The sequence below is a fragment of the Streptomyces sp. NPDC033131 genome (assembly GCF_055578365.1).
Genome location: NZ_JBVIPA010000025.1, coordinates 1 through 20,368, shown reverse-complemented (window position 1 = coordinate 20,368; position 20,368 = coordinate 1). Strand labels below are relative to the sequence as shown.

Here is a 20,368-nt window from a genome sequence, read left to right as displayed (position 1 = left end):
CCATGCCACCCTTGACCCATGCCCGAAGGAGACACGGTCTGGCAAGCCGCGAAACGGCTGCACGGCGCCCTCGCCGGCAAGGTGCTCACCCGCAGCGACCTCCGCGTGCCCAAGTTCGCCACGGTCGACCTCACGGGCCGCACCGTCCTGGAGGTCGCCCCGCGCGGCAAACACCTCCTGACGCGCATCGAGGGTGGCCTCACCCTCCACTCGCACCTGCGTATGGACGGCTCCTGGAAGGTGTACACCCACGGCCAGCGCTGGACCGGCGGCCCGACGCACCAGATCCGCGCGATCCTGGGCACCTTGGACCGAACAGCCGTCGGCTACCGCCTCCCCGTACTCGAACTCCTGCGCACCCGCGACGAGCACCGCGCCGTCGGCCACCTCGGCCCCGACCTCCTGGGCGCTGACTGGAACCCGGACCAGGCCCTGGCCAACCTGCTCGCCGACCCCGCCCGCCCCCTGGGCGAGGCCCTGCTCGACCAGCGCAACCTCGCCGGCATCGGCAACGTCTACAAGAGCGAGGTCTGCTTCCTCCTCGGCGTCACCCCCTGGCTGCCCGTCGGCGCCCTCCCCGCCGCCCGCGCCACACAACTGCCGGCGTTGGCCAAGAAGCTCCTCGAAGCCAACCGCGACCGCCCTATCCGCACCACGACGGGCCGCAGAGGCCAGGACCTGTTCGTGTACGGCCGCGCACCACGCCCCTGCCTCCGCTGCCACACCCCCGTCCGGGTGGCCGACCAGGGCGACGGCTCCCGCGAGCGCCCCACGTACTGGTGCCCGACCTGCCAGCCAGGACCCGCCCCGACCACCACCACGTACCGCAGAACCCAGCGCCGTACGACCAATTGACGACCTGTCAGAAACCCTCGTACCGTCCCCTGCATGCCCCTCAAGGCGTACGACCTCACCGGCCGCACCGCATTCGTCACCGGCGCCGCCAGTGGCATAGGCCGAGCCTCGGCCCTGCTGCTCGCGGCGGCCGGCGCCACCGTGCACTGCGCGGACCTGGACGCACCCGGCCTCGACGAGACCGCGAGAGCCATCAAGGGCACCGGCGGCACGCCCCACATCCACCACCTCGACGTCACCGACCGCGAACAGCTCCACGAGGCCGTCGCCTCCTGCGAGCAGCTGGACGTGATGGCCGCCGTCGCCGGCATCATGCACAGCAGCCCGGTCCTGGAGACCCGCGACGAGGACCTCGACCGGGTGCTGAACGTCAACTTCAAGGGTGTCCTGTACGCGTGCCAGGAGGCGGCTCGCCTGATGCTCGCCCGGCGCACCAGGGGCAGCATCGTCACGATGGCTTCTGGCGCCGTGGACACCGGCGGTCCCGGCCTGCTCTGCTACGGCGCGGCCAAGGCGGCCGTCGTCCAGCTGACGAAGACACTCGCGACCGAGGTCGGCCGGCACGGCATCCGGGTCAACGCGGTCGCGCCGGGCTGGATCCGCACTCCCATGACCGACCGGCGCGACACCGCAGCGCAGACGCGCACCGAGTCGCTCATGGCCCGGATGTCACCACTGGGCCGGGTGGGCGAACCGGAGGACGTCGCCCAGGCAGTGCTCTACCTGGCCTCCGACGCCTCGTCCTTCACAACGGGCCAGATCCTGCGCCCGAACGGCGGTGTGGCAATGCCGTGGTAGACCGCCCCACCCGCCAGGCCACCGCCCACCGCCCCGAAGCCACGGCTCCTGTCGCCCGGTCCTTGGGCACACAGTGCACCGGCAGCAGACTCAGCCCCCACCCCCCGGCCGCGACCGCCCCCTCCAGCACCCCCGCGTCCGGCGCCAGCGCGAGCCGCAGCACGGCCCACCACCACAGCGCCCCGAGCCCGAGACCCGCCCCCCAGCGCACTATCGGCCCCGCCATGGACGTCACCTCCAGCCCGACCAGTCCCGACGCCAGGCCGCCGTCTCACCCACGGGGAGGGCGCACCGGCGGCACACGGGAGCACCGCCCGTCACTCGATCCCGGCCAGGCACAACCCAGCTCCACCATGACCGCCGGGGACCCCACCGGCAAACGGACCCGCGGCAGCGAACCCCTGCACCACAAGAGGCCCCGGACCCGAACGGCCCCAGGACCGGACCAGGTCCCCACCGTGTCTCCGCGGCCCGCCCCCGCACAGCCCCGCACAGCCCCGGGCATCCGCACACGCGAAAAACCCCGACCGCTCTCCTCCGGGTCTCCCCGGAAAAGCCCCGGCCGGGGCCTCACACACTTCCTCAGCGCGATCGCACGTCTCCTCAGCGCGATCGCACGTCGTACGCGCTCAGCGCACGTCAGCTCGGGCACGCTCGCGTGAGTGTCACGCGGCGACCACGTCCACCGCTTCGGCGGGCGCCTTGATCGTCACCCGTTCCGGTGGCACACCGGCCACCGAGACGGAACCCAGCATCGGGCGAACCGGCGTCGGCACAGGTTCGCTGGGGGTGGCCGCAGCAGACTGGGCCAGCTCGGCGAGGGCGAGCTCGTCGCTCACTTCCCGCATGAGCTCGGACATCCGTACGTCCAACGCGTCGCAGATGGCGGAGAGCAGCTCGGAGGAAGCCTCCTTCTGCCCCCGCTCCACCTCGGAGAGATAGCCGAGTGAGACTCGGGCGGACGAGGAGACTTCGCGCAGAGTACGGCCCTGGCGCTGGCGCTGCCGACGCAGCACGTCACCCAGCAGGCGACGGAGCAGAATCATCGGTGGCTCCCTCCTCGGACCGCGTAGCCGCATCCTTCACGCCCCACCGTACCGCCTTGCGCCGCGGCCGTGCGGGGAGCGATGTCGTGTTCACTCAGGGCTGCAAACATCAAAACCCCCCGTTCCGTTCCGTATCCTGTGCCCGTTCATTCCCGGTCTGTTGGCTCGCAAGCCCCTCCAGGAGCAGTGCGAGTACGCTCCGTACACTCTCCATACGAATTTCCGCACGGTCGCCGTTCAACCGCAGTGCGGCCACTTTCCCGCCATCAATGCCGTCGGAAGACACCGCCGACGGGCCGTCGACGGCCACGAAAACCGTCCCGACGGGTTGGCCGTCCTGCGGCTCCGGACCGGCGACTCCGGTGGTCGCGATGCCCCAGTCGGCGCCGAGCGCCTTGCGCACTCCAGCCGCCATCAGACCCGCGACCTGCGGATCCACCGCGCCTCGCGCCGCCAGCAAGGCGGCGTCGACGCCCAGCAGTTCATGCTTCAGGTCGGTGGCGTAGGCGGTCACCGACCCGCGGAAGGCCTTGGAGGCCCCCGGAACCGCTGTGATTTCCGCCGCTACCAGTCCGCCGGTGAGCGACTCGGCGACGGCGAGCGTCTCACCCTTCACCGTGAGTAGTCGTACCACTTCTACGGCCACGTCCGCGGCCGGGGAACTCACGCTTCCGTCTCCTCCAACGCCGCCTTGCGCTCGGCGATTCCCTGCCGGCGCAGCACAATGGCCTGTCTCACATAGTCCAGCCCGGTCACCACGGTCAGCACGACGGCCGCCGCCATCACCCAGAACCTCAGGGTGGCCAGCCATCCCGTCAGCGCCAGGACGTACATCCCCACCGCCACGCCCTGTGTGAGGGTCTTCACCTTGCCGCCGCGGCTCGCGGGAATGACGCCGTACCGGATGACCAGAAAACGCAGCAGTGTGATCCCGAGTTCCCGGCCGAGGATGACACCCGTCACCCACCACGGCAGGTCGCCGAGTGCGGACAGGCAGATCAGCGCCGCCCCCATGATCGCCTTGTCGGCGATGGGGTCGGCGATCTTTCCGAAGTCGGTGACCAGGTCGTACGTGCGGGCCAGATGCCCGTCGAACAGGTCGGTGATCATGGCGACCGCGAACGCCGCCCAGGCGAACGAGCGCCACGCCGGGTCATAACCGCCGTCGGCGAGCATCAGCGCCACGAAGCCGGGCACGAGGAGCAGCCTGAGCATGGTCAGCAGATTGGCGATGTTCCAGACACTGGCCTGGTTGACGGCGGCGGCCGCCAGCTTCCCGCCACGCGCGGTCTTGGAACCGGGATCGGCGTCCGAGGCGGACGAGCCCGACGAGCCAGGCGAGCCCGACGAGGCGGCAGAAGCCGCAGTGGCGGCCGAAACACCGGCGACGGCACCGGACACGGATGCGGACGCAGATGCGGCACCTGAAGCCGCCGTGCCCGCGGCCGTGCCCTTCGCGGCGGCGGAGCCACCCGCAGCGGACGCCGGGACTCCGGTCATCTGCCCGCCTCCTCACTACACGCGAGCGAGCCCTGCAGCGGCTCGGCCACCAGGTCGACACCTTCCGTGCCGACCACCTTCGCCTCGACCATACGACCGACGCTCAGACCCTCGCCGCTCGTGAGCAGCACTTGGCCGTCGGTCTCGGGCGCCTGGTGCTCTCCACGGCCGTACACACCCTCGACGGGGTCCACCGACTCCACGAGTACCTGGACGGTCTCGCCCACCCGCTCCTCAGCCCGCTGCGAGACGAGTTCCTCCGCCAGCCGGGAGACCCGGGCAAGCCGCTCGGCGACGACGTCGACGTCGAGCTTGTTCTCGTACGTCGCCGCTTCGGTGCCCTCCTCGTCGGAATACCCGAAGACGCCGATGGCGTCCAGCCTCGCGCCGCTCAGGAAGCGCTCCAGCTCGGCCAGGTCGGCCTCGCTCTCACCCGGGAAGCCCACGATGAAGTTGGAGCGCACACCCGCCTGGGGTGCCTTGCTCCGGATGGTGTCGAGCAGCTCCAGGAAGCGGTCGGTGTCGCCGAAGCGGCGCATCGCGCGCAGCACGTCGGGCGCGGAGTGCTGGAAGGACAGGTCGAAGTAGGGCACGACCTTGGGCGTGGAGGTCAGCACGTCGATCAGTCCGGGCCGCATCTCGGCCGGCTGGAGGTAGCTGACGCGCACCCGCTCGATGCCGTCGACCTCGGCGAGTTCGGGCAGCAGGGACTCCAGGAGGCGGATGTCGCCCAGGTCCTTGCCGTACGAGGTGTTGTTCTCGGAGACCAGCATGATCTCCTTGACGCCCTGCTCGCCCAGCCACCGCGTCTCGTTCAGCACGTCGCTGGGGCGGCGTGAGATGAAGGAGCCGCGGAAGGACGGGATGGCGCAGAAGGAGCAGCGCCGGTCGCAGCCGGAGGCGAGCTTCACCGAGGCGACCGGAGAGCCGTCGAGGCGGCGGCGCAGGGGCGCACGGGGGCCGGAGGCCGGGGCGAGGCCCTCCGGCAGGTCGGACGCGGCTCCGTGCCCGGGCAGGGCGACGTCGGAGACCGACTGCCGCTCGGCGGGGCTGATCGGCAGCAGCTTGCGCCGGTCGCGCGGGGTGTGGGAGGCGTGGATTCCGCCGTTCAGGATGGTCTGCAGCCGGTCGGAGATGTCGGCGTAGTCGTCGAAGCCGAGCACACCGTCGGCCTCGGGCAGAGCCTCGGCGAGGTCCTTGCCGTACCGCTCGGCCATGCAGCCCACCGCCACGACGGCCTGGGTTCTGCCGTGGCCCTTGAGGTCGTTGGCCTCCAGGAGGGCGTCGACGGAGTCCTTCTTGGCGGCGTCGACGAAGCCGCACGTGTTGACGACGGCGACGTCAGCGTCCGAGGCGTCCTCCACGAGAGCCCAGCCGTCCGCCTCCAAGCGGCCTGCGAGCTCCTCCGAGTCCACCTCGTTACGGGCGCAGCCAAGAGTGACGAGTGCGACGGTACGGCGTTCAGGCATGGGCTCAAGACTACTTCGTCCCACTGACACCCCACGTCGACGGGGTTGGCCGATCTTGGCCAACCCCGTCCGTACCCGCTCGGTCCTAACCGACCTGGGGGTCACCCTTCGTATACGTGAGCCGCTCCACGGCCCCCGGCTGCCAGTTGTCGTCGATCTTCTTGCCGTTCACATACAGCTGGATCGCCCCGGCGTCACCGAGGACGAGGTTGACCTTCTGGCTGTCCTGGAAGGTCTTGGACTCGCCCTGCTTGAGCAGTCCGTCGAACAGGATCCGCCCGTTGTGGTCCTTGGCGGAGATCCAGCTCTTTCCGTCGGCGGCGCTGACCTGGACGGTCACCTTGTCCTGGGGCGCGGCGGCGATGGCGCTGTCCGAGGGCTCCGGCTTCGTGTCCTCGGGCTTGTCGTTCTTCGGCGTGGGCGAGGCGGTCTTGCCGGTCGCCGGCTTGGAGCCCTCGGCGACCTGCGCGGTCGCGCCTCCCTCGTCGCCACCGCCCTTGAACGCGGTGAACCCGACGAAGCCGATCACCGCGACGATCGCGGCGACCATGGCCGCGGTCCAGTTGGGCCCGCGCCGCTCGGGACGGATGCGTTCCGCCTCGAACAGCGGAGCCGCCGGGGTCGGCGCCGGACGCCCGCCGTGATCGTCGTCGTACTGGGCGAGCAGCGGGACGGGGTCGATACGGACGGCCTTGGCCAGGGTCCGGATGTGCCCGCGGGCGTAGACGTCGCCGCCACAGGAAGCGAAGTCGTCCGCCTCGATGGCGTGCACGATGGCGATACGGACCCGGGTGGCGGAACTGACGTCGTCGACGGTCAGTCCGGCCGCGATACGCGCCTGCTGGAGGGCACGACCGATCGAGGGGCGGGCTTCCTCACGGTCGTCTTCGAACGGACGCTCGTCTTCAGGGGAGTTGCCGAGGGACACGGGGGCGCCTTTCGAGCGTTTTAGCCGCCTGTGCTGGAGGTTCAGTCTAGGGGGGGTAAGAAAGGGTGGGGCAACCGGGCGGTGGCACTTTGTACGCCATCGGAATGGCCCGACACGCCGATGGCGAGGCAGCAGCTTTTCGCTTCCCTCAACTTGACGTACGCCGAAGGGAAACGGTTGCTCAATGATCCCTTACGAGTGAGTCACGATCGACCAGGGGCCTTGGGACTCCCTTTAAGCCTCCCCGCGGATCACCGCGAGCACTCCGTCCAGCTCGTCAGCCTTCACAAGAACGTCACGAGCCTTCGAGCCTTCGCTCGGCCCGACGATCCCCCGGGACTCCATGAGGTCCATGAGCCGCCCCGCCTTCGCGAAGCCGACCCGCAGCTTCCGCTGCAGCATCGAGGTCGACCCGAACTGCGTGGAGACGACCAGCTCGGCCGCCTGGCACAGCAGGTCGAGGTCGTCGCCGATCTCCTCGTCGATCTCCTTCTTCTGCTTGGTGCCCACGGTGACGTCGTCACGGAAGACCGGCGCCATCTGGTCCTTGCAGTGCTGGACGACCGCCGAGACCTCGTCCTCGGTCACGAAGGCGCCCTGCATACGGGTGGGCTTGTTCGCCCCCATCGGCAGGAACAGCCCGTCACCCTTGCCGATGAGCTTCTCGGCGCCGGGCTGGTCGAGGATGACCCGCGAGTCGGCGAGCGAGGAGGTGGCGAACGCGAGCCTCGAAGGCACGTTCGCCTTGATCAGACCGGTGACGACGTCGACCGACGGACGCTGCGTGGCGAGCACCAGATGGATGCCGGCCGCGCGCGCGAGCTGCGTGATCCGCACGATCGAGTCCTCGACGTCGCGCGGAGCGACCATCATCAGGTCGGCGAGTTCGTCCACGATCACCAGCAGGTACGGATACGGCTGGAGCTCCCGCTCACTGCCCTCCGGCGACTTCGCCTTGCCGTTGCGCACGGCTTCGTTGAAGTCGTCGATGTGCCGGTAGCCGTACGCCGCCAGGTCGTCGTACCGCAGGTCCATCTCCCGTACCACCCACTGGAGCGCCTCGGCGGCCCGCTTCGGGTTGGTGATGATGGGCGTGATCAGGTGCGGGATCCCCTCGTACGCGGTGAGCTCGACGCGCTTGGGGTCGACGAGGACCATGCGGACGTCCTCGGGGGTCGCCCGGACCATGACCGACGTGATCAGACAGTTGATGCACGACGACTTACCGGAACCGGTGGCTCCGGCGACCAGCACGTGCGGCATCTTCGCGAGGTTGGCCATCACATAGCCGCCCTCGACGTCCTTGCCGAGCGCCACCAGCATCGGGTGGTCGTCCTCGGCCGCCGCCGCGAGCCGGAGGACGTCACCGAGGTTGACCATCTCCCGGTCGGTGTTCGGGATCTCGATGCCGACCGCCGACTTGCCGGGGATCGGGCTGATGATCCGTACGTCCGGACTGGCGACGGCGTACGCGATGTTCTTGGTCAGCGCGGTGATCCGCTCGACCTTGACGGCGGGCCCGAGCTCGACCTCGTACCGCGTGACAGTCGGCCCGCGCGTGAAGCCGGTGACGGCGGCGTCGACCTTGAACTCGGAGAAGACGGTCGTGAGCGAGGCTACGACCGCGTCGTTCGCGGCGCTGCGGGTCTTGCCGGGCCCGCCGCGCGTGAGGAGGTCGAGCGAGGGCAGCGCATAGGTGACGTCGCCGGACAGCTGGAGCTGCTCCGCGCGTGCCGGCAGGTCCCGGGGTACTTCGGGCGCCGCCTTGGTGAGGTCCGCGACCCCTGTGTCGAGCTTCTTCTGCCTGGGCCGCGCGGCCGGAGCCGGCACGGGAGCCGGCGTCGGTGTCGGTGTCGTCTCCTCGCGCTCCCCGACGCTCACACCGTGGGTGAGGTCGGCGACGATCGGCGAGGGCGGCATGCCGTGCATCACGGCGCCGTCGAGGGCGGCAGCGGCCGCCGCGGCGACATCCACCGCGTCCAGGGGACGGTCCAGGTCGGGCTGCGGCACCGCGGAGCGCCGGGGGCGGCCACGACGCCGCGTAAGGGCCTCCTGCTCCGCTCCGTCGGGGTCGTACGCCGCGGGGGCCGGGCCGCGCTTGCGGGGCCGCGCGGGCAGCGCCTCGCGCCACTGGTCGTCGTAGCGCTCGTCGTCCTCGCCGAACTCGTCCTCGGCGGGGTCGTGCACGATTCCCAGCCGCACCCCGAGCAGCCGCAGCCGCTGCGGGATGGCGTTGACCGGGGTGGCCGTGACGACCAGCAGCCCGAAGACCGTCAGCAGCACGAGCAGCGGTACGGCGAGGACGTCGCCCATGGTGTGCGTCAGCGGGGTCGCCGCTCCCCAGCCGATGAGGCCGCCGGCGTCCCTTATCGCCTGCATGCCGTCACCGCGGGCGGGCGAGCCGCAGGCGATGTGGACCTGGCCGAGCACGCCGATGGCGAGCGCGGACAGACCGATCACGATGCGGCCGTTGGCCTCGGGCTGCTCGGGGTGCCGGATGAACCGTACGGCGATGACCGCGAGCAGTATCGGCACGAGCAGGTCCAGCCGGCCGAAGGCGCCGGTCACCAGCATCTCGACGAGGTCGCCGACCGGACCGCGCAGGTTCGACCAGGTACCGGCGGCGACGATCAGTCCGAGGCCGAGCAGCAGCAGCCCGACGCCGTCCTTGCGGTGGGCCGGGTCGAGGTTCTTCGCGCCCTGCCCTATTCCGCGGAACACCGCGCCGACGGCGTGCGCGACGCCTAGCCACAGGGCGCGCACGAGCCGGTAGATGCCCCCGGTCGGGCTGGGCGCCGGCTTCGGCGGCGCGGCTCTCTTCGCCGCGGCCTTCTTGGCGGGCGCCTTTTTGGCAGGGGCCTTTTTCGCAGCGGCCTTCTTCACCGGAGCCTTCGCCGGAGCGGCCGCCTTCTTGGCGGGCTTCTTGGCTGCGGAGGGACGTGAGGCCATAGGTGTGAGGTTACCGGTGGAGACGGCAGTGGACACGTGTGCCCGATGCTTCACCCGTTCGTGTCGCCCTGCAGAGGGCGCTGAACTGACGCAGGCTCACGCGCAACGGCGCCTGCGGCAGGGGTCAGTTCTGCGACGGCACCGAGGGCGAACTCCCCGTGCCCGGCTCCAGCGCGTCCAGCGCCCGCCGCAAACCCGTGAGTTTGCGTTCGAGATGAGCCGCGGTGGCCACAGCGGCCGCGTCCGCGGACTCGTCGTCCAGCTGCTTCGACAGTGCCTCGGCCTGCTCCTCCACCGCCGCCAGCCGCGCCGACAGCTCGGCGAGCAGCCCCGCAGGCTCCTTCGCGTCCCCGGCCGACGCCTTGCCGCCGCCCTCCAACTGGAGCCGCAGCAGCGCCGCCTGCTCCCTCAGCTGGCAGTTCTTCATGTACAGCTCGACGAAGACGGAGACCTTGGCGCGCAGCACCCAGGGGTCGAACGGCTTGGAGATGTAGTCGACCGCGCCCGCCGCGTACCCACGGAAGGTGTGGTGCGGTCCGTGGTTGATCGCGGTGAGGAAGATGATCGGGATGTCCCGGGTCCGTTCTCGGCGCTTGATGTGCGCGGCCGTTTCGAATCCGTCCATGCCCGGCATCTGGACGTCCAGCAGAATGACCGCGAAGTCGTCCGTCAGCAGCGCCTTGAGCGCTTCCTCCCCGGACGATGCCCGCACCAGTGTCTGATCGAGCGCGGAGAGGATGGCCTCCAGCGCGAGCAGATTCTCCGGCCGGTCATCGACCAGGAGGATCTTGGCCTTCTGCACCATGGCCCGCCCTCCTCGCCCCGGCGTGGGGCCTCCCCTGTCCGCAGGACTTGGGGTGACGCCGACCGGCGCCGCCCCAGGGGACGACTCCCTTGCGCCGCCCGTCCTTGTGCCGGTCATCGTAGCCGCACCCCGCCCGTCGCCACACCCTGTCACCGTGATGTCACTGTGCACGTAGCAGAAACGCGGCGGGAGACCAGAAGGTTCCCCGAATCCCGTACTTCTACACGGCTGCCGCCACCCAGAGTCAACGACTGCGCGTCCTCACCGAAGCTTCCCGCCACATCCACACGAAGCCCACGCAAAGCCCGACGGATCCCGTCACTCGCCACGCATCCACTGGTCCATCACCGTCAGCAGGTGATCGGGGTCGACCGGCTTGGTGACGTAGTCGGAGGCGCCCGACTCGATCGCCTTCTCCCGGTCGCCCTTCATCGCCTTCGCGGTCAGCGCGATGATCGGCAGCCCGGCGAACTGCGGCATCCTGCGGATCGCCGTCGTCGTCGCATAGCCGTCCATCTCGGGCATCATGATGTCCATCAGGACGACCGCCACGTCTTCGTGCTGCTCCAGGACCTCGATGCCCTCGCGGCCGTTCTCGGCGTACAGCACGGACAGCCCGTGCTGTTCGAGGACGCTGGTCAGCGCGAAGACGTTGCGGATGTCGTCGTCGACGATGAGCACCTTCTCCCCGCCGAACCGGATGCCGCGACGCGACTTCGGGGCCGTCTGCGGCTCGGCCGCCACGGGCCACTGCTCCTGCTGCGCGAGACGCTGCTCGATCTCCGGCACGGGCCGCCTGCGGCGCCTGAAGAGCGCCGCGGCACCGTTCTGCGTCTCCTGGTACGACCTCACCTCGGCCGGCGTCTCGGCCTCCGCATCGGACAGCTCGGCCGGCTCGTGCCGCCCCGAGGACGTCACCAGGTCACCGGCCTCCAGGGCTGGGGGCGCGAGCTGCTGATAGCCCTGCGGCGGCAGTTCGCTCGGGTGCAGCGGCAAATACAGCGTGAACGTCGATCCACGCCCGGGTTCGCTCTGCGCGTGGATCTCACCGCCCAGCAACTGGGCGATCTCCCTCGAGATCGACAGCCCGAGCCCCGTACCGCCGTACTTGCGACTCGTCGTACCGTCCGCCTGCTTGAACGCCTCGAAGATCACCCGCATCTTGCTGGCCGCGATCCCGATCCCCGTGTCCGTCACGGAGAACGCGATCAGGTTGGCATCCACGTCACGCAGCGAGCCCGCCTCCAGGAGCTGCTCCCGGATCGCCACCGGCACATCCCGGCCCGCGGGCCGGATGACCAGCTCGACGGCTCCCGAGTCGGTGAACTTCACCGCGTTGGACAGCAGGTTGCGCAGCACCTGAAGGAGCCGCTGTTCGTCGGTGTGCAGGGTGGCCGGCAGCTCCGGCGACACCCGTACGGACAGGTCCAGCCCCTTCTCCGCGGTCAACGGCCGGAAGGTGGCCTCCACGTAGTCGACGAGCTGGACGAGCGCAATGCGCGTCGGGGAGACGTCCATCTTCCCCGCCTCGACCTTCGACAGGTCGAGGATGTCGTTGATCAGCTGGAGCAGGTCGGAGCCGGCCCCGTGGATCGTCTCGGCGAACTCGACCTGCTTCGGCGAGAGGTTCCCCTCCGCGTTGTCGGCGAGCAGCTTGGCCAGGATCAGCAGCGAGTTGAGCGGCGTACGCAGTTCGTGCGACATGTTGGCGAGGAACTCGCTCTTGTAGCGCATCGACACGGCGAGCTGCTCGGCACGCTCCTCCAGGACCTGCCGCGCCTCCTCGATCTCGGTGTTCTTCACCTCGATGTCGCGGTTCTGCTGGGCCAGCAGCTCCGCCTTCTCCTCGAGTTCGGCGTTGGACGCCTGGAGGGCCTTCTGCCGGTTCTCCAACTCGGCCGACCGCTCGCGCAGTTGCTCGGTCAGCTCCTGCGACTGCTTCAGCAGCACCTCCGTCTTGGTGTTGACGGAGATGGTGTTGACGCTGGTGGCGATCATCTCGGCGATCTGGTTGAGGAAGTCCTTCTGGATGTGCGTAAAGGGAGTGAAGGAGGCCAGCTCGATGACACCGAGCACCTTGCCCTCGAACAGCACCGGGAGGACGATCACTTGCGCGGGCGGCGCCTCTCCGAGACCGGAGGAGATCTTCAGATACCCGCTGGGCGCGTTCTCCACAAGGATCGTGCGCTTCTCCTCGGCGGCCGTCCCGATCAGCGCCTCACCGGGCCTGAACGACGTCGGCATGGAGCCCATCGAGTAGCCGTACGACCCGAGCATCCGCAGCTCGTACTGGTCCTCCGCCTCGGCACTGAGGTCCTTGCCGTCGAGGAGCGGCATGGCGACGAAGAACGCGCCGTGCTGCGCGGTCACCACCGGCGTCAGCTCGCTCATGATCAGCGAGGCCACGTCGGCCAGGTCCCGGCGCCCCTGCATCAGCGCGGAGATACGGGCCAGGTTGCCCTTGAGCCAGTCCTGCTCCTTGTTGGCGATCGTGGTGTCGCGCAGGTTGGCGATCATCTTGTTGATGTAGTCCTGGAGCTCCTGGATCTCCCCGGACGCGTCCACGTCGATCTTCAGGTTCAGGTCACCGCGGGTCACCGCGGTCGCCACGCGCGCGATGGCGCGCACCTGCCGGGTCAGGTTCCCGGCCATCTCGTTCACCGACTCGGTGAGGTCGCGCCAGGTCCCGTCGACGTCACGCACGCGTGCCTGACCACCCAGCTGGCCCTCCGTGCCCACCTCGCGGGCGACCCGGGTGACCTCCTCGGCGAAGGACGACAGCTGGTCCACCATCGTGTTGATCGTCGTCTTGAGCTCGAGGATCTCTCCGCGCGCGTCGATGTCGATCTTCTTGGTCAGGTCGCCCTTGGCGATGGCCGTGGTCACCATGGCGATGTTCCGCACCTGACCGGTCAGGTTGGACGCCATCTGGTTCACCGACTCGGTGAGGTCCTTCCAGGTACCCGCCACACCCGGCACCCGCGCCTGACCGCCCAGGATGCCGTCCGTGCCCACCTCACGGGCCACCTTGGTGACCTGGTCGGCGAACGAACTCAGCGTCTTCACCATGGTGTTGAAGGTGTCCGCGAGCTGCGCGACCTCGCCGCGCGCCTCGATGGTCACCGTCCGCGTCAGGTCACCGTTGGCGACCGCCGACGCGACCTGGGAGATGTTGCGCACCTGCACGGTCAGGTTGTTGGCCATCAGGTTGACGTTGTCGCTCAGGTCCTTCCAGATGCCCACGACGCCGGGCACATGGGCCTGGCCGCCCAGGATGCCCTCGGTGCCCACCTCACGGGCCACCCGGGTCACCTGCTCGGCGAAGGACGACAGCTGGTCCACCATCGTGTTCACGGTACTGACGAGCTCGAGGATCTCGCCCTTCGCGTCCACAGTGATCTTCTTCGACAGGTCACCCTTGGCGACCGCGGTCGTGACCTCGGCGATCTGGCGCACCTGGATGGTCAGGTTGTTCGCCATGAAGTTCACGGACTGCGTGAGGTCCTTCCAGGTCCCGGAGACACCCTGCACCTCCGCCTGACCGCCGAGAATGCCCTCCGTACCCACCTCACGGGCCACCCGAGTGACCTCCTCGGCGAACGACGACAGCTGGTCCACCATCGTGTTCAGGGTGTTCTTGAGCTCCAGGATCTCGCCGCGCGCGTCCACGGTGATCTTCTGGGAGAGGTCACCGCGGGCGACCGCGGTGGCGACCTGCGCGATGTTGCGCACCTGGGCGGTGAGGTTGCCCGCCATGCCGTTCACGGAATCGGTCAGGTCCCGCCACACACCGGCGACGCCGGGCACCTGTGCCTGACCGCCGAGCCGGCCCTCCGTACCCACCTCGCGGGCGACGCGCGTGACCTGGTCGGCGAAGGCCGACAGCTGGTCGACCATCGTGTTGATGGTGTTCTTCAGCTCCAGGATCTCGCCGCGCGCGTCGACGTCGATCTTCTGGGACAGGTCACCCCGCGCCACCGCCGTCGTCACCTGGGCGATCTGCCGTACCTGCGAAGTGAGGTTGCCGCCCATGAAGTTGACGGAGTCGGTGAGCTCCTTCCAGGTGCCGGACACGCCCGGCACCACGGCCTGACCGCCCAGCCGTCCCTCGGTGCCCACGTCGCGGGCCATCCGCGTCACCTGGTCGGCGAAGGCCGACAGCTGGTCGACCATCGTGTTCACGGTGTTCTTCAGCTGGAGCATCTCGCCGGAGACGTCCACGGTGACCTTCTGGGACAGGTCACCGTTGGCCACGGCCGTCGTCACCTGGGCGATGTTCCTCACCTGTCCGGTGAGATTCCGGAACGCGGTGTTGACCGAGTCGGTCAGGTCCTTCCACGTACCGGCGGCCCCGGGCACCTGCGCCTGACCGCCCAGCTCACCCTCGACCCCGACCTCACGCGCCACACGCGTGACCTCGGCACCGAACGCCGACAGCTGGTCCACCATCCCGTTGACGGTGTTCTTCAGCTCCAGCATCTCGCCGGCCACGTCCACGGTGACCTTCTGCGAGAGGTCACCGTTGGCCACGGCCGTCGTCACGGCCGCGATGTCCCGCACCTGCGTGGTGAGGTTCCGGAAGACCGTGTTCACCGAGTCGGTGAGGTCCTTCCACGTCCCCGCCGCACCTGGCACGTTCGCCTGCCCGCCGAGCTGTCCCTCGGCTCCGACCTCGTTGGCCACGCGCGTGACCTCGTCCGCGAAGATCCGCAGTGTCTCGGTCATCTGGTTGATCGTGTCGGCCAGCTGCGCGACCTCGCCGCGCGCCGAGACCGTCACCTTCTGCGACAGGTCACCGCTGGCGACCGCGGTCGTCACCTGGGAGATGCCGCGGACCTGGGCCGTCAGGTTGCCGGCCATCAGGTTCACCGAATCGGTGAGGTCCTTCCACACCCCGGCCACGCCGGGCACCTGCGCCTGACCCCCCAGCTCACCCTCGACACCCACCTCGCGTGCGACGCGCGTCACCTCGGAGGAGAACGACGACAGCTGATCCACCATCGTGTTGACGGTGTTCTTCAGCTCCAGCATCTCGCCTTCGACATGAACCGTGACCTTCCGCGACAGGTCACCCTTGGCGACCGCCGTCGTCACCAGCGCGATGTCCCGGACCTGGGCCGTCAGCCGGTACGCCATCGTGTTGACGGACTCGGTCAGGTCCTTCCATGAACCCGACATACCGCGCACCCGGGCCTGGCCGCCCAGCTTGCCCTCGGTACCCACCTCGCTGGCCACCCGCGTGACCTCGTCGGTGAACGTCGACAGCTGGTCGACCAGGTTGTTGACAGTCCGCCCGACCTTGAGGAACTCCCCGCGCAGCGGATGCCCGGTCCCGTCCGGCGCCTGCGTCCGCAACTCCATACGCGGCGACAGATCACCCTCCGCCACCGCGGACAGCACCCGGCTGACCTCGGAGACAGGCCGTACGAGATCGTCGACCAGCGCGTTCGAAGCGTCGATGGCTGCCGCCCAGGAGCCCTCGGAGGCACCTGTTTCCAGCCGTTCCGTGAGCTTTCCCTCACGCCCCACCATGCGCCGGACGCGAGACAATTCACCCGTCAAATGGAGATTACGGTCGGCCACCTCATTGAAGACGGCCGCGATCTCCGACATCACGCCGTCGCCGGACACCGTGAGCCGCTTGCGGAAGTTTCCCTCGCGCATCGACACGAGAGCCGTCAGCAGTCTGTTCAGTGCGGCTGTGTCCACCGCGGTGGTCCCGTTGCGCGGTTTGCGCTGGTTGGTCGGGGACTGTCCGCCTTTCGCGCGCGTTTTAGTGCTCCGCGTCGCTGCGCCAGACTCCACTGTGTCCCTCCCGCAGGGGTCGACCGTTACTGCTGTGCTCAGGTATTACTGCCGGGCTTGCCGGTTACTGCTGCGTATCCATGCCCGCTCTGCCAGGTCGCACCCGGGCTGCTGCCCACCATGTGCAAACCACACTCAGCCTGCCGGTACCTTCACCAGAAGCTTGCCCAGTGTTTCACCCCGGCCGAACCAGGCCATAACAGTTCGGCAGCTTCGCACATCGTCCGCACACCCTCCGGACGGAAACACTGCAGACCGGCATCCGCTCGGACGGGGAAGGTAAGTAACCTTGCATGCGGCTGTCCAGCCACGCCGGTCCGTCCGGCCTGGGCGGTGGCACGAGTACGAGCGGGCATCGGAGGGGCGGCCGCACACATGACCACCGGACTGATCCCTGGGGAACAGCCCCCGGACCCCAGGCCGACCAGTGACCTGCCGCATCAGCGGCACGAGCTTGCCGGCCAGGGAGACCTGCACGTCGACAACCGGTCGAGGAGTTCTGTGATCACCGCGCGCGCGGCCGCCTGCTTCGAGCCCGTCGGGCGATCGGTCGCGAGCGCCCGCTCCTTCGTCCGCGACACCCTCCAGGGCTGGGGCTTCGCCGACATCGTCGACGACGCGGTGGTCCTGACCAGCGAACTGGTGACCAACGCCGTGGTGCACGCGGGTACCTCCGCGGACGTGCTGTGTCTGCGAAGCGACGACGGCGTACGGATCGAGGTCGCCGACCGCTATCCGGAGCGCGAGATCCCGCTCCAGGGTCAGGCCGTCAACATGGGCAGCCCCGACAGCGAGGGCGGCCGCGGCCTCCAGCTGTGCGCGGCACTGTCCGGCCGCTGGGGCGTGGAGTACACACCCACGCACAAGCAGGTCTGGTTCCACCTCGACCTCCCCGAACGCCCGGTGGGCGCGCGAGCGGCTGGACCGGCCCTCCCCGTCGACCTCCTCCCGCTCGCCGACGGCCGCGTCCGCGTCGCCGTCGTCCAGATCGACCGCACGGGCGCCCTCACCTCGTGGAACGAGGACGCCGAGGAACTCTTCGGCTACGCCGCCGAGCAGGTCATCGGCAAACCGCTGACCGACCTCGCCGCCTGGCCGCACACCCCGGGCACCGGCACCGGCATCGCGGAGGCCCTCCAACTCTCCCGCTGGGAGGGCAGTTACGGCATCCGTGCCGCCAATGGCCGCGTCAGCTCGGTGTACGCCTCCCACCTCCGCGTCCGCGACACGGGCGGCGAGCCCTCCACGGTCTGCCTCCTGGTCCGCGACCACGAACGGGCCGTGCTGCAGACGCCGTTGCGCGTTCCCGCCTCCGACACCGGATCCGCCTCCGACGGCCAGGGCACCGACCCCTTCGAGGTGTTCATCGGCTCCCCGGCCCCGGACGACCTCGACGGACTCCTCCAGCGCACGGTCGAACGCGCCCGCGACATGCTCGACGGCGACTCCGCCTTCCTCCTCCTCGCGACCGACGACGAGACGGAGTTGGAGGTGCGCGCCTCCACCGGCCTGCCCTCCGCCCGCCAGCGCTTCGCCCGCGTCCCCGTCGAAGCCGGCCCCGGCCGCTACAGCTCGGCCCGCATGCCGGCCGTCCACGACGACCTCACGGCCGTACCGGGCGCCGTACCGCTGCTGAGCGGCACCGGCATGCGCTCGGTCGTCACGGTCCCCCTGAAGGTGGAGGGCCGCCTCACCGGCTCACTCGGCGTCGCCGCCGAGTCCCCCGGCAGATACTCGAACGAGGAGGCGCTTCGCCTCCAGTTCGCGGCCGACCGCATCGCGTTGGCGGTCGAGTCCGCCCGCCTCGGTGAACTCGAACGCCTGCGCCGAGGCTCTCTGAGCTTCCTCGTCGAGGCCTCCGACCTCCTCGCCGGCACCCTGGACCGCGACCAGACGCTGGCCCTGATGGCCCAGATGACGGTCCCGACGCTGGCCACCTGGTGCGCCGTCTACACGATCGCCGACCAGGCCTCCGAGCCGTATCTGTCGTACGTCCTGCACGAGGACGAGGAACTGATCGACGGCATCAAGTCCCTGCTGTCGAAGATCTCCCCGCCCGACCCGGTCCCCACCCCCGGCGCCCGCGTCTGGTCGGCCCCCGGCGCGGCTGCCCACCAGGCGGCCCTGCGCAGCTCCATGCGCAGCCTCGGCATGAGCGGCGGCCCGCCGCAGCAGGTCACCTCGGGCATCGGCCCCACCCTCGCCACGGCCTCCGCCGTCGGCGGCGAAACCGTGGTGCTCCCTCTGGTGGCCCGCAACCGAGTCATCGGCATGCTCACCCTCGGCAAGCCCACCGACGAACACTTCCGCCAGGAAATCCTGGAACTGGCCGAGGACTTGTCCCGCCGGGCCGCCCTCGCCCTCGACAACGCCCGCCTCTACTCCGAGCGCACGGCCATCAGCCAGTCCCTGCAGCGCAGCCTCCTGCCGCCGGAGCTCCCCGAGATCGACGGCGTCGAGGTCGAGGTCATCTACCGCGCGGCCGGCGAGGGCAACGAGGTCGGCGGCGACTTCTACGACGTCTTCCCGATCCGCGACGGCGCGTACGGCTTCGCCATCGGCGATGTCTGCGGCACGGGCCCGAACGCGGCCGCGGTCACGGGCCTGGCCCGCCACGCCCTCAGGCTCCTGGCACGCGAAGGCCTCAGCGGACCCGCCGTTCTGGAGCGCCTGAACTCCGCCATCCTCGACGAGGGAGCCCGCAGCCGCTTCCTCACGCTCCTGTACGGCGAGTTGTGGCCCCAGGCGGACGGCAGCGCCCAGCTGAAGGTGGTCTGCGCCGGCCACCCCCTCCCGCTCCGCCTGCGCCAGGACGGCACGGTCGAACCGGCGGCCGAACCCCAGCCGCTCCTCGGCGTCATGGAGGACCTGGAGCTCTACGAGCAGTCGGTCACGCTCGACCCGGGCGACGTTCTCCTCTGCGTCACCGACGGCGTCACGGAACGCCGCGAGGGCACCCGCATGCTGGGCGACGACGGCCTCGCCGACGTCCTCACGACCTGCACGGGCCTCACCGCAGGCGCGGTCGCCGCCCGCATCATGCGCGCGGTCGAACGCTTCGCCCAGGACGCCCCGTCCGACGACATGGCCATCCTCGCGATGCGAGTTCCCGGCCTCCACAAGGACTGACCGAATCGAAGAGGGCATAAGAAAAGGCCCCCGCCCAAAAGGACGGGGGCCTTTTCTTATGGAGCCCCCAAACGGAATCGAACCGTTGACCTTCTCCTTACCATGGAGACGCTCTACCGACTGAGCTATAGGGGCCAGTCACCATTTCGGGGGTTCCCCCGGCGGCAACGGAATAGATCATACCCCGAACAGACCCGTACTCCCAACCACCCTCACAGGCCTCAGAAGGCGGGCTGCAGCAACCCGCCGAGGGCATTGCACGCACCCACGATCCGCTGCATGTCCCGCTTGGCCAACACGGCATCCACCGGCAGTGCCAGCGTCTCGTCCGCGGCCCGCTCGGTCTCCGGCAGGGACACGCACCGACGGTACTCGGGCAGCCGATGCACAGGCGTCTTCACCGGCACCCGGCACTCAACACCCCTGGCCCGCACGGCCCGAGCGAAGGCGTCCCGGTCCGGCCGCCCATTACCCGGCACCCGCACGACGTACTGCTGATAGGTGTGCCCGTCCCCACCGTCAGGCGTACGCACGCCCCTCAACTTCGTATCGAGATAGGCAGCCCGCTGCCTGCGCTGAGCGGTCTCGTCGTACGGCGCCTCGGACTCCCCCTCCTGGAGCACGAGCAGCCCATGCCGCTCCCCCACTCCCAGCAGCCGCACCATGTCAGCCGGCCGGCCAAAGCGGTGTACGACAACGATGGCCGCCGTCCGCGGAGTTACGGCCACCTCGACAGCGGACGAGTCGAGGCAGTACGTGAGCGGATCTATGTCGGCGAACACCGGAAGCGCCCCGGCGAGGACCACGGCCTCGGCCACTTCCACGTTCCCGAAGGCCGGGACGACGACCTCGTCACCGACTCCGACGCCGGCGGCCCTGAGCATTGCAGCAGTACCCATGTCGGCGATCGTGGTAGCGCAACGTGAACTTCAAGTGACGCACAACAAAAAAGGGTTGGACCCTGAACCGAAGTTCAGGATCCAACCCTTTGAATGATTGTTCGGCGGCGTCCTACTCTCCCACAGGGTCCCCCCTGCAGTACCATCGGCGCTGTAAGGCTTAGCTTCCGGGTTCGGAATGTAAC

At 69.4% G+C, this 20,368-nt stretch carries 13 protein-coding genes, 1 tRNA gene and 1 rRNA gene; 3 read left to right on the top strand and 12 right to left on the bottom strand.

What is annotated here, in order from left to right:
* Positions 1 to 18 precede the first annotated feature (18 nt).
* Both ACZ5XS_RS28070 and ACZ5XS_RS28065 read left to right on the top strand, forming a co-directional pair.
* Positions 19 to 855, top strand: a complete 837-nt coding sequence (locus tag ACZ5XS_RS28070) for an Fpg/Nei family DNA glycosylase (protein ID WP_468655856.1) — start codon at positions 19 to 21, stop codon at positions 853 to 855.
* Positions 856 to 888: 33 nt separating this feature from the next.
* Positions 889 to 1,653, top strand: coding sequence for an SDR family NAD(P)-dependent oxidoreductase (locus ACZ5XS_RS28065; protein WP_468655854.1), 765 nt, complete (start codon positions 889 to 891; stop codon positions 1,651 to 1,653).
* Here the strand turns inward: ACZ5XS_RS28065 and ACZ5XS_RS28060 are convergent.
* From ACZ5XS_RS28060 to ACZ5XS_RS28020, 9 genes are all read right to left on the bottom strand, one after another.
* Positions 1,601 to 1,879: a hypothetical protein gene (locus ACZ5XS_RS28060; protein ID WP_468655852.1), complete on the bottom strand. Its 279-nt coding sequence runs from the start codon at positions 1,877 to 1,879 to the stop codon at positions 1,601 to 1,603. The genes ACZ5XS_RS28065 and ACZ5XS_RS28060 overlap by 53 nt on opposite strands.
* Positions 1,880 to 2,318: 439 nt before the next feature.
* Entirely contained in the window at positions 2,319 to 2,699 is a 381-nt protein-coding gene (locus ACZ5XS_RS28055) for a helix-turn-helix domain-containing protein (protein WP_030044087.1), read from the bottom strand.
* 109 nt (positions 2,700 to 2,808) lie between these two features.
* Positions 2,809 to 3,366 (bottom strand): CinA family protein, encoded by a 558-nt coding sequence (locus ACZ5XS_RS28050; protein ID WP_468655850.1) that lies wholly within the window; start codon positions 3,364 to 3,366, stop codon positions 2,809 to 2,811.
* Positions 3,363 to 4,199 (bottom strand): CDP-diacylglycerol--glycerol-3-phosphate 3-phosphatidyltransferase, encoded by an 837-nt coding sequence (pgsA, locus tag ACZ5XS_RS28045; RefSeq protein ID WP_468655848.1) that lies wholly within the window; start codon positions 4,197 to 4,199, stop codon positions 3,363 to 3,365. Before pgsA ends, ACZ5XS_RS28050 begins: the two co-directional genes overlap by 4 nt.
* On the bottom strand, positions 4,196 to 5,668 hold the full coding sequence (gene rimO / locus ACZ5XS_RS28040; protein ID WP_468655846.1) for a 30S ribosomal protein S12 methylthiotransferase RimO: 1,473 nt from the start codon (positions 5,666 to 5,668) through the stop codon (positions 4,196 to 4,198). The genes pgsA and rimO overlap by 4 nt, the downstream gene beginning before the upstream one ends.
* An 85-nt stretch (positions 5,669 to 5,753) precedes the next feature.
* Complete coding sequence (locus tag ACZ5XS_RS28035; protein ID WP_468655844.1) at positions 5,754 to 6,596, bottom strand: helix-turn-helix domain-containing protein; 843 nt, start codon at positions 6,594 to 6,596, stop codon at positions 5,754 to 5,756.
* A gap of 234 nt (positions 6,597 to 6,830) precedes the next feature.
* Positions 6,831 to 9,545 carry a DNA translocase FtsK gene (locus tag ACZ5XS_RS28030; protein ID WP_468655842.1) on the bottom strand — a complete coding sequence of 905 codons (2,715 nt, stop codon included), beginning with the start codon at positions 9,543 to 9,545 and terminating at the stop codon, positions 6,831 to 6,833.
* Between the two features lie 124 nt (positions 9,546 to 9,669).
* On the bottom strand, positions 9,670 to 10,350 hold the full coding sequence (locus tag ACZ5XS_RS28025; protein ID WP_468655840.1) for a response regulator: 681 nt from the start codon (positions 10,348 to 10,350) through the stop codon (positions 9,670 to 9,672).
* A 318-nt stretch (positions 10,351 to 10,668) separates the two neighbouring features.
* Positions 10,669 to 16,155 (bottom strand): HAMP domain-containing protein, encoded by a 5,487-nt coding sequence (locus ACZ5XS_RS28020; RefSeq protein ID WP_468655838.1) that lies wholly within the window; start codon positions 16,153 to 16,155, stop codon positions 10,669 to 10,671.
* A gap of 375 nt (positions 16,156 to 16,530) precedes the next feature.
* On the opposite strand from ACZ5XS_RS28020, the gene ACZ5XS_RS28015 reads away from it, so the two are divergent.
* On the top strand, positions 16,531 to 19,284 hold the full coding sequence (locus ACZ5XS_RS28015; RefSeq protein ID WP_468655836.1) for a SpoIIE family protein phosphatase: 2,754 nt from the start codon (positions 16,531 to 16,533) through the stop codon (positions 19,282 to 19,284).
* Between the two features lie 59 nt (positions 19,285 to 19,343).
* Here ACZ5XS_RS28015 and ACZ5XS_RS28010 read toward each other — a convergent pair.
* From ACZ5XS_RS28010 to rrf, 3 genes are all read right to left on the bottom strand, one after another.
* Positions 19,344 to 19,419 (bottom strand) — tRNA-Thr (locus ACZ5XS_RS28010).
* A gap of 86 nt (positions 19,420 to 19,505) precedes the next feature.
* The gene (locus ACZ5XS_RS28005; RefSeq protein ID WP_468656030.1) at positions 19,506 to 20,168 is read right to left on the bottom strand and encodes a DegT/DnrJ/EryC1/StrS family aminotransferase; all 663 of its coding nucleotides are present in this window, start codon (positions 20,166 to 20,168) and stop codon (positions 19,506 to 19,508) included.
* Positions 20,169 to 20,282: 114 nt separating this feature from the next.
* A 5S ribosomal RNA gene (gene rrf, locus ACZ5XS_RS28000) occupies positions 20,283 to 20,368 on the bottom strand; the annotation flags it as partial.

Excerpts from the sequence above, each read along its gene's own strand:
- ACZ5XS_RS28030 (WP_468655842.1), bottom strand. The coding sequence starts at position 9,545 with ATGGCCTCACGTCCCTCCGCAGCCAAGAAGCCCGCCAAGAAGGCGGCC.
- pgsA (WP_468655848.1), bottom strand. The coding sequence starts at position 4,199 with ATGACCGGAGTCCCGGCGTCCGCTGCGGGTGGCTCCGCCGCCGCGAAG.
- ACZ5XS_RS28005 (WP_468656030.1), bottom strand. The coding sequence starts at position 20,168 with ATGCTCAGGGCCGCCGGCGTCGGAGTCGGTGACGAGGTCGTCGTCCCG.
- ACZ5XS_RS28015 (WP_468655836.1), top strand. The coding sequence starts at position 16,531 with ATGACCACCGGACTGATCCCTGGGGAACAGCCCCCGGACCCCAGGCCG.
- ACZ5XS_RS28065 (WP_468655854.1), top strand. The coding sequence starts at position 889 with ATGCCCCTCAAGGCGTACGACCTCACCGGCCGCACCGCATTCGTCACC.
- ACZ5XS_RS28055 (WP_030044087.1), bottom strand. The coding sequence starts at position 2,699 with ATGATTCTGCTCCGTCGCCTGCTGGGTGACGTGCTGCGTCGGCAGCGC.
- ACZ5XS_RS28025 (WP_468655840.1), bottom strand. The coding sequence starts at position 10,350 with ATGGTGCAGAAGGCCAAGATCCTCCTGGTCGATGACCGGCCGGAGAAT.
- ACZ5XS_RS28060 (WP_468655852.1), bottom strand. The coding sequence starts at position 1,879 with ATGGCGGGGCCGATAGTGCGCTGGGGGGCGGGTCTCGGGCTCGGGGCG.
- rimO (WP_468655846.1), bottom strand. The coding sequence starts at position 5,668 with ATGCCTGAACGCCGTACCGTCGCACTCGTCACTCTTGGCTGCGCCCGT.
- ACZ5XS_RS28070 (WP_468655856.1), top strand. The coding sequence starts at position 19 with ATGCCCGAAGGAGACACGGTCTGGCAAGCCGCGAAACGGCTGCACGGC.